The 11,251-nt window shown below is 61.3% G+C and carries 10 protein-coding genes; 3 read left to right on the top strand and 7 right to left on the bottom strand.

Features of this window, described 5'->3' with window-relative positions:
* Positions 1-10 precede the first annotated feature (10 nt).
* Together oadA and L1071_RS05045 are read right to left on the bottom strand one after the other, a co-directional pair.
* Complete coding sequence (gene oadA / locus L1071_RS05050) at positions 11-1,825, bottom strand: sodium-extruding oxaloacetate decarboxylase subunit alpha (protein WP_246969462.1); 1,815 nt, start codon at positions 1,823-1,825, stop codon at positions 11-13.
* 13 nt (positions 1,826-1,838) lie between these two features.
* Positions 1,839-3,254 (bottom strand): acetyl-CoA carboxylase biotin carboxylase subunit, encoded by a 1,416-nt coding sequence (locus L1071_RS05045; protein WP_246969459.1) that lies wholly within the window; start codon positions 3,252-3,254, stop codon positions 1,839-1,841.
* 176 nt (positions 3,255-3,430) lie between these two features.
* On the opposite strand from L1071_RS05045, the gene L1071_RS05040 reads away from it, so the two are divergent.
* The 3 genes from L1071_RS05040 (at position 3,431) to lipA (ending at position 6,833) form a co-directional block, all read left to right on the top strand.
* Positions 3,431-4,405, top strand: a complete 975-nt coding sequence (locus tag L1071_RS05040) for a LysR family transcriptional regulator (RefSeq protein WP_178998154.1) — start codon at positions 3,431-3,433, stop codon at positions 4,403-4,405.
* 88 nt (positions 4,406-4,493) lie between these two features.
* Positions 4,494-5,516, top strand: a complete 1,023-nt coding sequence (locus L1071_RS05035; protein WP_246969456.1) for a zinc-binding alcohol dehydrogenase family protein — start codon at positions 4,494-4,496, stop codon at positions 5,514-5,516.
* Positions 5,517-5,783: 267 nt separating this feature from the next.
* Complete coding sequence (lipA, locus tag L1071_RS05030; RefSeq protein WP_246969453.1) at positions 5,784-6,833, top strand: lipoyl synthase; 1,050 nt, start codon at positions 5,784-5,786, stop codon at positions 6,831-6,833.
* Positions 6,834-6,985: 152 nt separating this feature from the next.
* On the opposite strand, the gene lipB is transcribed toward lipA, so the two are convergent.
* From lipB to mltB, 5 genes are all read right to left on the bottom strand, one after another.
* On the bottom strand, positions 6,986-7,642 hold the full coding sequence (gene lipB, locus L1071_RS05025; RefSeq protein ID WP_343315403.1) for a lipoyl(octanoyl) transferase LipB: 657 nt from the start codon (positions 7,640-7,642) through the stop codon (positions 6,986-6,988).
* A 6-nt stretch (positions 7,643-7,648) separates the two neighbouring features.
* Entirely contained in the window at positions 7,649-7,945 is a 297-nt protein-coding gene (locus tag L1071_RS05020; protein ID WP_246969450.1) for an HP0495 family protein, read from the bottom strand.
* A 117-nt stretch (positions 7,946-8,062) separates the two neighbouring features.
* On the bottom strand, positions 8,063-9,265 hold the full coding sequence (locus L1071_RS05015; protein ID WP_246969447.1) for a D-alanyl-D-alanine carboxypeptidase family protein: 1,203 nt from the start codon (positions 9,263-9,265) through the stop codon (positions 8,063-8,065).
* A gap of 24 nt (positions 9,266-9,289) precedes the next feature.
* Positions 9,290-10,210: a septal ring lytic transglycosylase RlpA family protein gene (locus L1071_RS05010; RefSeq protein WP_246969444.1), complete on the bottom strand. Its 921-nt coding sequence runs from the start codon at positions 10,208-10,210 to the stop codon at positions 9,290-9,292.
* Positions 10,207-11,238, bottom strand: coding sequence for a lytic murein transglycosylase B (mltB, locus tag L1071_RS05005; RefSeq protein WP_246969441.1), 1,032 nt, complete (start codon positions 11,236-11,238; stop codon positions 10,207-10,209). The genes L1071_RS05010 and mltB overlap by 4 nt, the downstream gene beginning before the upstream one ends.
* Positions 11,239-11,251 lie beyond the last annotated feature (13 nt).

The following is an 11,251-nucleotide window of genomic DNA, read 5'->3' as shown; positions in this document are numbered from 1 at the left end:
AACGCCCCGATCAGGCAATCTCGATCAGTACCTCGCCTGGCGTTACACGGTCGCCCTTGGCGACGTGGACCGCCTCGACGGTGCCCGAGACCCGCGCCTGGACCTCGGTTTCCATTTTCATCGCTTCGGTGATCAGCACCGCCTGGCCTTCCTCGACGCGATCGCCCTTGGCAACCAGCACATCGACGATATTGCCGGGCATGGAGGTCGTGACATGGCCGGGCTGCGAGGCACGCGCGCGGCCCGCGGTCTCGCCACCGACGAATGCGTCCTTGGCTTCGAAGACGACCTCCTCCGGCATGCCGTCGAGGGTCAGGTAGACTTGGCGCTTGCCGCCGCTGTTACCACCCACGCCAGTGATCTGCACTTCGTAGGACTCGCCATGCACGTCGATGACGAACTCGGTGGGTACGCCTTCGGTCACCGGCCGGCTGGCGTCTCCGGCGTCGGGAGCGGGAACCGGCTCCGGCACCAATGAGCCGTCGCGACGCCCCTGCAAATAATCGCGCCCCAGCTCGGGGAACATGGCGTAGGTCAACACGTCTTCTTCACCCTCGGCCAGTTCACCGATATCTTTCTTCAGTCGTGCCATTTCAGGGTTCAAACGGTCGGCAGGACGCCCTTCTTCCACCGGGGAATTGCCGATAGCCTGACGCCGCACGGCGGTATCCACGGCCGCCGGCGGATGACCGTATCCGCCTTGGAGATAGCGCTTCACCTCATTGGTGATGGTCTTGTACCGCTCGCCGGTGAGCACGTTCATCACCGCCTGGGTGCCGACGATCTGCGAGGTCGGCGTCACCAGGGGCGGATAACCGAGATCGGCGCGCACGCGGGGAATCTCGTTGAAAACATCGCGGATCTTGGACAGCGCGTTCTGTTCCTTGAGCTGATTGGCGAGGTTGGACATCATGCCGCCCGGCACCTGATTGATCTGTACCGAGACATCCTCGCGGGTAAACTCGCTCTCGAAGGCAGCATACTTCTGGCGCACGCCCCGAAAGTAGTCACCGATCTCCTTGAGCGCTTCGAGGTCCAAGCCGCTGTCGTATTCGGTGCCCTGGAAGGCGGCGACCATGGATTCCGTCGCCGGATGGCTGGTCCCGCCGGCAAACGCCGAAATGCAGGTGTCGATATGCCGGCACCCCGCTTCCACGGCCTTGAGATGGCACATCGGCGCCAGCCCGGAGGTGGCGTGGGCATGCAGATGAACCGGCACGTCCACCGCCTCGACCAAAGCAGCCACCAGTTCGCCCGTGGCATACGGCGTCAGCAGCCCCGCCATGTCCTTGATGGCGATCGAGTCGGCGCCCATATCGACCAGGCGCTTGGCTTGGTCCACGTACATCGCCAGGGTGTGTACCGGGCTCACCGTGTAGCAGATCGTGCCCTGGGCGTGCTTACCGCTGGCCTTGACCGCGCGCATGGCGGTTTCCAGGTTACGTAGATCGTTGAGCGCATCGAAGACACGAAACACATCGACGCCGTTGTCCGCCGACTTGGCGACGAAGCGCTCGACGACATCATCGGCATAATGCCGATAGCCCAGCAGGTTCTGGCCACGCAGCAGCATCTGCAGCGGCGTGTTGGGCATCGCGTCCTTGAAGGCGCGCAGGCGCTCCCACGGATCTTCCTTCAGAAAGCGCACACAGGCATCGAAGGTCGCCCCGCCCCAGACTTCCAGCGAGTGATAGCCGATGGCGTCCAGCTGGGCGCAGGCGGGCAGCATGTCTTCCGTACGCAGGCGCGTGGCGATCAATGATTGATGGCCGTCGCGCAACACGACGTCGGTGATATTGACCTGGGAAGATGATACGGCATTCATGATGGGTATCTCCTTATAGACCGGCGTGAGCGGCGATGGCGGCGGCAATCGCCAGGGCGACTTCTTCGGGATTGCGCTTGACCGAATAATCGAGCAATTCGGGATGATTGGGCACGAAGCCGGTATCGAAGTGCCCACTGCGGAAATCGGGGTGGCGAAGAATTTCCTGATAATAAGGCGCGGTGGTCTTGACCCCCTGCAGACGCATATCGTTGAGGGCGCGTATTCCTCTATTAAGCGTTTCTTCCCAGCTCATGCCCCACACGATCAGCTTCAAGCACATGGAGTCGAAGTACGGCGGGATGGTATAGCCGGTATAGATGGCTGTATCGGTGCGCACCCCAGGTCCGCCCGGCGCGTAGTAGCGTGTGATACGCCCGAACGAAGGCAAGAAGTCATTCTTGGGATCTTCGGCGTTGATGCGAAACTGGATGGCATAGCCATGGTGACGGATGTCTTCCTGGCGGTAGGCGAGCTTGAGCCCTGCAGCGATGCGCAATTGCTCGCGTACGATATCCACCCCGGTGATCGCCTCGGAGATGGTGTGCTCGACCTGTACGCGGGTATTCATCTCCATGAAGTAGACCTCGTTACCCTTGACGAGGAACTCCACCGTGCCGGCGTTTTCGTAGCCCACCGCGCTGGCCGCGCGTACTGCCATTTCGCCGACGTAGGCACGCTGCTCGGGGGTGAGCTGGGGGCTCGGCGCGATCTCGATGAGCTTCTGATTGCGACGCTGAATCGAGCAATCGCGCTCGAAGAGGTGAATCACGTTGCCGACACTGTCTGCCAGGATCTGCACCTCAATGTGATGCGGCTCGACGACGCATTTTTCCATGAACACATCGGCACTGCCGAACGCCTTGGTCGCTTCGGAGATCACACGCTCCCAGCCCTGCTCGAGTTGTGCCGACGTATCGCAACGACGAATGCCTCGCCCGCCGCCGCCCGAGGTCGCCTTGAGCATTACTGGGTAGCCGATGGTATCAGCCAGCGCCAACGCCTCCTCGCAGGTATCGAGGTTGCCTTCCGAGCCCGGTGTGATGGGCACGCCCGCCTCGCGCATCGCCGCGCGTGCCGCCGTCTTGTCGCCCATTCGCGCGATCACATCGGCGCTCGGCCCCACGAAAGCCAGTCCGGCGTCTTCGCAGATTCGTGCGAAGTCGGCGTTTTCCGAGAGGAAGCCGTAGCCGGGATGAATCGCGTCACAGCCGGTCTCACGTGCCAGGTCGACGATCCGTCGTGGGTCGAGATAACCCGCCAGCGGATCCTCGCCGACGAAATGCGCCTCGTCGGCCCGTTTGACGTGTAGCGCGAAGCGATCGGGCTCGGTGTAGATCGCCACCGAGCGGATGCCCATCTCAGCGCAGGCGCGTACAATGCGTACAGCAATTTCGCCGCGGTTGGCGATGAGAAGTTTCTTGAACACTGTCTGCCCTCCGGTTGCGGACGTCGCGTCGACATAGCGTGTCAGCGTGGCGCCCTCTGGGTCGCTGAGTGCTTGTTGTTACCGTACTCCCACGCTACCCACCGAAGGACCAATAGAAAAATTGATATTTTTTTGCCAAGCTATAAGTAATAGCTTATGACCACGCCGGGGGCGTCATGTCACGACCCAATCTGCTCAATCGTCTGACCTTTCGCCAATTGCAGGTTTTCCAGGCCGTGCACCGGCAACAGTCCTATTCGCGTGCGGCCGAACAACTCGGCCTCACGCAGCCTGCGGTCAGCGCTCAGATTCGCCAACTCGAGCAAGCGCTCGAGCAACCACTCTTCAAGTACGCGGGTAAGACCCTGCACGTACTGCCGGCTGCCGATGCGCTGGCCGCCTCGGTGCAATCGATCTTCGGTCAGGTTTCCAGTCTGCAAATGGAGCTTTCCGAGCTGGCGGGCACCATTCGCGGCGAGCTCAACCTCGCCGCCGTCAGTACCGCGCAGTATGTTGTGCCGCACATCCTGGCGCGTTTTCGCGCTCGCTACCCGGAAGTCCAGGTACGCCTGCGCGTCTGCAATCGGGGGCAAGCACTGGAGCGTCTCGCCGAACGGCGCGACGACCTGGTGATCATGGGCATGGTCCCCGAGGACGCCAACCTCGCCTTCATGCCGATCCTCGATAACGAAATGATTCCCGTGGTGTGGCCCGGGCATCCGTTGCTGACGGCCGACTCGCCCACACTCGAGGATTTCACGCGCTATTACGTGCTGATGCGCGAACCCGGCTCGGGAACACGCACCGCGTTCGAGGACTTCGTCGCCCGTGAGCGTGTATCGCTACGTCATACCCTGGAGCTTGGCACCAATGAAGCCATCAAGCAGGGGGTCATGGCGCACCTTGGGGTCGCCGTGCTGCCGCGCCTGGCGGTCCAGCTCGAGCTCGCTTCAGGGCTTCTAGCCTCGCCGACGCTGCCTGGCTTTCCGCTGCGCCGCTCCTGGTGCACTGTGCACCCCAAGGATCGCTACCCCACACCGGTGACCGAGCTCTTCCTGCGCTTCGTGCGCGAACTGCTGCCCGAGCTGAACGCGCACTTCAAGGCGCCGCTGGTACCCGCGCCCGGCCCCAGCTTCGCCTGTACGCCCTGAATTGGCCACGCTTGACTTGACTCCCACCTTGACGGCCCTCATCTAGGGGTCAGCGTCATTACGTTTCGCTTTTTATAGGGAGTCAGTCATGCAAGTAGTCGCTACCACCGGCCAGCCCCAGGCAGCGCCCCTGGACGCTTTCGAGCTCCACGAACGCGAGATGCCCACTCCCGGCGAATGGGACCTCCTCGTGCGCGTCGACGCAGTATCGGTCAATCCGGTGGATACCAAGATTCGCCAGGGCGCCTTCCTGCCCAGCGACCAGCACAACGTTCTCGGCTGGGATGCCGTGGCCCGGGTGGAGCGCGTCGGCGCCAACGTCGAGCATTTCGCCCCGGGAGATCGCGTGTACTATGCTGGCGAGGTCGAGCGCCCTGGCTGCAACGCCGAATATCAACTCGTCGATGCACGTCTAACCGCCAAGGCACCGAGCAAATTAAGCGCCGAAGAAGCGGCCGCCATGCCGTTAACGGCACTCACCGCCTGGGAAGCCCTGTTCGACAAGCTCCAGCTCGCGCAGGGCGACGATACCCACCAAGACCAGACCCTGCTGATCATCAACGGTGCCGGCGGCGTCGGCTCGATCGCGACACAAATGGCCCGCCAGTTGACTGGCATCAAGGTCATCGCCACAGCATCGCGCGATATCTCCATCGAATGGTGCCGGCGCATGGGCGCGCATGAAGTCGTCGATCACTACGATCTCGTGGCGAACATGCAGAAGGCCGGCCACGAGCAGGTCGATTACATCTTCAATTGCCACGATATCGGCGACCACTGGGAGAACATGACCACGCTCATTCGTCCCCTGGGCCACATCGTGGCCATCGCCGAGACCCAGAAGAGCGTCGACCTCAATGCCCTGCAAGGCAAAGCGGTGACCTTTAGTTGGGAATTCATGTTCGCGCGGCCGCTGCACGGCGCCGACATCGCTCACCAGGGCCGCATCTTGGCCACCTTGGCCGAGCACTTCGATAGCGGTCACCTGCGCAGCACGCTCAGCGATATCGTCGGCCCATTGACACCGGCCAATCTCGGGGAAGCCCATCGCCGCCTCGAAACCGGTCATACCACGGGCAAGCTGGTGTTGAGTGCCATGCCCGAGGCGTGACATTCATCACTGACACGCCTCTGCGCAATACGACACGCCCGGCATTGGCCGGGCGTGGTATCGCGTGCGGCCAGGCGCCGTCCTTGACATCGACGCGCCATTGACAGCCTGTCCAGCACTACGCCTTTTGTGGTATGTTGGACACATCAATTCACGCATCATCAGACGTGCCAGGCCCCCAGGAAACGTCGACCGACGCCCTTCCCCTCCTCTGTGGTAGCGTCGTCGCCTCGGCGCCGTCGGCCGGCTTGCAGAGAGGCTCACGCTATGAGCGACACTCCTACCCAACGCGTCACCAGCGGCAAGAAATACCGCAACGACCAGGGCATCGCCGCCATCAAGGATGGCATGAAGTCACGCGATCAATCCGCAGATGGCGTTGGCGGCCGCAAGCCCTCATGGTTACGCGTCCAGATGCCCGGCGGCGAACGCTTCGAGGCGGTCAAACGCAATGTGAAGGAGCACCGGCTCAGCACCGTCTGCGCCGAATCCCACTGTCCGAATATGGGGGAGTGTTGGAGCAACGGCACCGCCACCATCATGTTGATGGGCTCGGTATGTACCCGAGCCTGCCGCTTCTGCGCCGTCGACACCGGCAACCCGCGCGGCTGGTTGGACCCCGAGGAACCGGCGAACACCGCCGAGTCGGTGGAACTGATGGGGCTACGTTACGTGGTACTCACCTCGGTGGATCGCGACGACCTGCCCGATGCTGGCGCCAGCCACTACGCCGACTGTATTCGTGCGATCAAGGCGCGTACTCCCCAGGTGGCAGTGGAAGCGCTGACGCCGGACTTCGATGGCATCCCCAGTGCCGTCGAACGAGTCGTCGATTCCGGCCTGGAAGTGTTCGCCCAGAACGTCGAGACCGTGGAGCGCTTGACCGAGCGCGTGCGCGACCCGCGTGCCGGTTATCGCAAGACCCTCGACGTCCTCGCGCATGCCAAACGTCATCGCCCCGAGGTAATCACCAAGACCAGCATCATGCTGGGGCTCGGCGAAACCGAAGAAGAGATCCTCGAGACCTTCGATGACCTTCGCGCCATCGGCGTCGACATCGTGACGCTGGGTCAATACCTGCAACCGACCCGCAACCACCTGCCAGTGGAACGCTGGGTAACGCCCGACGAATTCGAGCACTACCGCCAGCAGGGCCTGGCAAAAGGCTTCATGGAAGTGCCATCCGGTCCGCTGGTACGCTCCAGCTATCGCGCCGACCGGGTGTTCGAGAAAAACAACCTGGGGCTGGCCGCACCCGCTGAGGTGCCCGGTCAGTCGCCCGACCTCGACCGCATCGCGGCCGTCAACGTCGGCTAACCGGCGACACTTTCCAAGCCTCAGTGCCCCAAGACAAACGGCCCGCCGTGGACTCAGTCCACGGCGGGCCGTTTTCGTTGAAATGCGCCGATCATCGATGCTGAAGCACGCCGAACGGCAGCGCGCTCCGCGCTCAGGCGCAACTATGGCCATCAGGCGTGCGCGGCGGCAGCCGGCACGAGCGTTCGTTCCAGCGTTCGCGCCAGACGCTCGGCCAGCTCGACGGCGACCGTATCGCTCTCCGGACAATCGTCGATCAGATCGGCAAGCCGCGTCATGGTCATGCCGGCATAGCCACAGGGATTGATACGCTGGAAGGGGGATAAGTCGCCATCGACGTTGAGCGCAATACCGTGAAAGCTGGCGCCGCGCCGAATACGCAAGCCAAGCGAGGCAATCTTGGCCTCGCCGACATAGACACCCGGCGCGTCAGAGCGCGCATGCGCCTCCACGCCGTACTCGGCCAGCAACGCGATCGCCGTGTTTTCGAGCGCCGATACCAACTCCCTTACACCCAGCTTGGCACGACGTACGTCGATCAGTGGATAAAGCACGACCTGGCCCGGTCCATGATACGTCACCTGCCCGCCACGATCGGTGGCAACCACCGGAATTTCGCCGGGCATGAGCAGATGCTCGGGCTTGCCGGCCTGCCCCTGCGTGAACACCGGTTCGTGCTCCACCAGCCAGAATTGATCAGGCGTTGTGGCATCACGCTCGTCGGTAAGCTTGCGCATAGCCTGCCACACCGGCTCATAGTCGCGACGCCCTAGGCGATGCAACTGCACCGGCGAGCGCTCATCGCTCACCGCCACCTACAGCACCATATGCACACGGCCCGTCGCCTTCAGCGAATGGAACAATGCATTGAGTTGGTCTTGTCCGGTGGCGTGAATGACGACACGCACGGATTGAAAGCGGCCATTACGGCTATCGACCATGCGCACGCTACGGCGGTCGAAGCCAGGCGAATGTTGCTCGACGATATCGACCACAGTGACCTTGAAGTCCGGTGCCGCGTCACCGACGATCTTGATGGGATACTGACAGGGAAACTCGATCTTGGGCGCATCTTGAGATGCACCTTGCTCGGTTGGTGAAGTCTGTTGCATGGAGAACGGCCTCACATGGGCTCGACATGATATTTCCGAGTATTCTACTCAACCTTAGCGTATCGACCAAGGGCGAAGCTTTCGAAACGCTTCGCCCTCCAGCCTAACCACCATGAATCAGTCGAAAAATCCATTCACGAACTGCAAGACGCTATCCCAGATGCGCTTGAAGAAACCACCCTCGGCGACTGATTCCAGCGCTACCAAGGGGCGCTCGTCGAGCACTTCACCATCCAGCTTGATCTTCAGCGTGCCAAGTTGCTCTCCTTTCTCGACCGGCGCGTCGATGGTTTTCTGGATATCGAGCTGAGCATTGAGTTCGTCACCATGCCCGCGCGGCACGGTCAAATACACGTCGTTGGCCACACCCAGACGCAATTCGTCTTTGTCACCGCCCCAGACACGCGGCTTGTTGAGCACGGCACCACTTTCGTAGAGACGCTTGGTCTCGAAGAAGCGGAACCCATAGCTCAACAGCTTCTGGGTCTCTTGGGCCCGCGCTTCGTCGGAGTCGGTCCCCATCACCACGGCGACCAGGCGGGTATCGTCTTTCTTGGCGGACGCCACCATGCAATAGCCAGCTGCTTCGGTGTGACCGGTCTTCAACCCATCGACGTTGGGGTCACGCCACAACAGGCGGTTGCGGTTAGGCTGACGGATATCGTTCCAGGTGAAGTACTTCTCCGAATATACCTCGTAATGGTCGGGGTAGTCCTCGATGATGTGCTGCGCGATGACCGCCAGATCGTGTGCCGATGAGTAATGATCGTCGTGCGGCAGGCCGGTGGGGTTCATGAAATGCGTATGCTTGAGATCCATGCGCGAGGCCTGCTGATTCATGAGATCGGCAAAGGCATCCTCACTCCCTGCAATGTGCTCCGACAGCGCGACGCTGGCGTCATTTCCCGACTGAATCACGACGCCCCTGAGCAAGTTATCGACGCTTACCTTGCTACCGGGGTTGAGGAACATCCGCGAACCGCCAGTGCGCCAGGCATTCTCGCTAATCGTCACCTCATCGTTGGCATCGATGTTCTCGGAGTCGATTTCGCGCTCGACGATATAGGCGGTCATCATCTTGGTCAGGCTCGCCGGCGGCAGTTCCTTTTCAGCATTGTGCTCGACCAGGATCTTGCCACTATCGGCATCCATCAGCACCCAGGACGAGGCCGCCAGGTTCGGCGCCGATGGCACCATCGATGACGGCACCGGCGAAGGCTTGGGGGGATCCTCGGCTTGCGCCACAGGGGTGAGACCACCGACACCTAGCGTGACCAATAAAACAATGCGTAACAATGACGATCGGGCGAACACTCTCATGACAACTTCTCTCGCTAAGCGGGGTTACTCGGTAGCGGAAACGACAAACGACTGATCAAAACCCGCCGCGTGTAGTTCCGCTTTGATGGAATCGAGATGCGACGCATCACGCACAGGCCCTACCTGAACACGATACACGGACGCCTCTTCCCTTACGCGTACCGGACGCGATACTTGTTCTTGCAAGCGCTTTTCCAACGCCTTGGCCCTTGCCGCGGAACTCAGTGCCGCGACCTGAACATATTGTCCCGTGCCACCCTGGCGCTCGGCGACACGGCCTTGCTGGGGCGTCTTGGCAGTCGAGTCTTCATCCACTGTCTTCTCCCCCGGTTCTTGAACCGGTGCGCCCGAAGACACCGTAGCCACACCCTCTTGAGATGCCGACGCGGTGGAACGCTTATGCTGCTCGGCCCATTGCGTTGGGTCAATGGCCTCCACACGCACATGCCCCGTTCCATTTCCCAAGATATCCAAACGTGCTGCGGCGGCATAAGACAAATCGATCAGCCGATCGCCATGAAACGGGCCACGATCATTGACACGCACGATGACACTGCGCCGATTGTCGAGGTTGGTCACGCGAACATAGGTCGGCAACGGTAGCGTGCGATGCGCCGCCGACATCTTGTACATGTCGTAGGTTTCTCCGCTTGCGGTATCGTAGCCCTGAAACTTGGTGCCATACCAGGACGCATCGCCTTCTGCCACATAGCCGCTAGGATCGGACAGCACATGATAGGTTTCGCCCCACACCTCATACGTGGAGCGATTGCCACTCTTGGCAAGCGGCTCATCCTTGGGCACCGCATCGGGAATATCCGACACATCAGGCGGCGCGTCCGGATAAGCATCGTTTTGCTGCGCATAACGACCACCGCCGCCGTCACTGGCGCACCCTGCCACCAACAGCATCAACAGACACACAAGCGCACCACCGACTCTCATGCGTCATCCTTGTCGAGGGAGGCTTGGATATCTGCCGCGAGTTCGGTGACGGCCATCGCATATAGGTGGCTGTGGTTATAACGCGTGATCACATAAAAATTTTCATGCCCCAGCGCGTAGCGGTAATCCCCCGACTCAAGTGCTAGAGACAGTGGAATGACACGCGACACGTCGAGCTCACCGCGCGGCTGGATACCGACATCGGCAAGCGCGGCCAATCTCACGTACGGCTCACGCGTGCGGTTGAAATCGATCGCTTGCGGAGGCGTCTCGGGACCATCGGCGGGCGTCACGACCGGCGCCCCTCGACGCCATCCATGCTCGGCAAAGTAATTGCCCACGCTGCCGATCGCATCCACGGGATCATCCCACAGATCACGCCTCCCATCGTCATCAAAATCGACGGCATAGGCGCGGTAACTGGTCGGAATGAATTGTGGGTAGCCCATGGCACCGGCATAGGAGCCTTTGGGGGCTTCCGGCGAAATCCCCTGATCCAGGGTAATTTCGAGAAACGCCGCCAGTTCACCACGAAAGAACTCGCCGCGTGAAGGGTGATGAAACGCCAGCGTCGCGAGCGAATCAAGCACACGATGACGCCCCTTGTGCTGGCCATAGCGCGTCTCGACACCGATGATCGCGGCAATGTAGGCAGGCGGCACACCGTATTCGCGTTCGGCACGCGCGAAAGCGTCACGGTGCTCACGAATGAACGCCACGCCTTCTTGAATACGCTTGGGTTGCACGAAGATGTCGCGATATTCATGCCAACTCAAGCGACGCTCCGCCGCCCCCTGCATGGCGTCCAGCACTTCCTGGCGAAACTGGGCGTGGCGCAATGCCTGAGTCACGTCATCGCGAGAAACCCCGCCTCCCGATACGCCATCGACCCACTTGCGGATGTCAGCGTGCGAAGCAGGATCGAACTCCTCGGCCGCATGCGCCGACGGAAAAACACCTACCCCGCACAGTAACAAAGCCGCCGGGACATACCCTCGCCAATGGGACCGCACACTATTCCACTTCATCAGGCTCTTACTC

This window comes from Chromohalobacter sarecensis (assembly GCF_023061135.1).
GTDB lineage: Bacteria > Pseudomonadota > Gammaproteobacteria > Pseudomonadales > Halomonadaceae > Chromohalobacter > Chromohalobacter sarecensis.
Note: the sequence above shows the minus strand (reverse complement) of the source record. Positions and strands in the feature narration are given on the sequence as shown.

Coding starts and splice junctions, on each gene's coding strand:
- oadA (WP_246969462.1), bottom strand. CDS start 1,825: ATGAATGCCGTATCATCTTCCCAGGTCAATATCACCGACGTCGTGTTG.
- L1071_RS05040 (WP_178998154.1), top strand. CDS start 3,431: ATGTCACGACCCAATCTGCTCAATCGTCTGACCTTTCGCCAATTGCAG.
- L1071_RS05035 (WP_246969456.1), top strand. CDS start 4,494: ATGCAAGTAGTCGCTACCACCGGCCAGCCCCAGGCAGCGCCCCTGGAC.
- lipA (WP_246969453.1), top strand. CDS start 5,784: ATGAGCGACACTCCTACCCAACGCGTCACCAGCGGCAAGAAATACCGC.
- L1071_RS05020 (WP_246969450.1), bottom strand. CDS start 7,945: ATGCAACAGACTTCACCAACCGAGCAAGGTGCATCTCAAGATGCGCCC.
- L1071_RS05015 (WP_246969447.1), bottom strand. CDS start 9,265: ATGAGAGTGTTCGCCCGATCGTCATTGTTACGCATTGTTTTATTGGTC.
- L1071_RS05010 (WP_246969444.1), bottom strand. CDS start 10,210: ATGAGAGTCGGTGGTGCGCTTGTGTGTCTGTTGATGCTGTTGGTGGCA.
- mltB (WP_246969441.1), bottom strand. CDS start 11,238: ATGAAGTGGAATAGTGTGCGGTCCCATTGGCGAGGGTATGTCCCGGCG.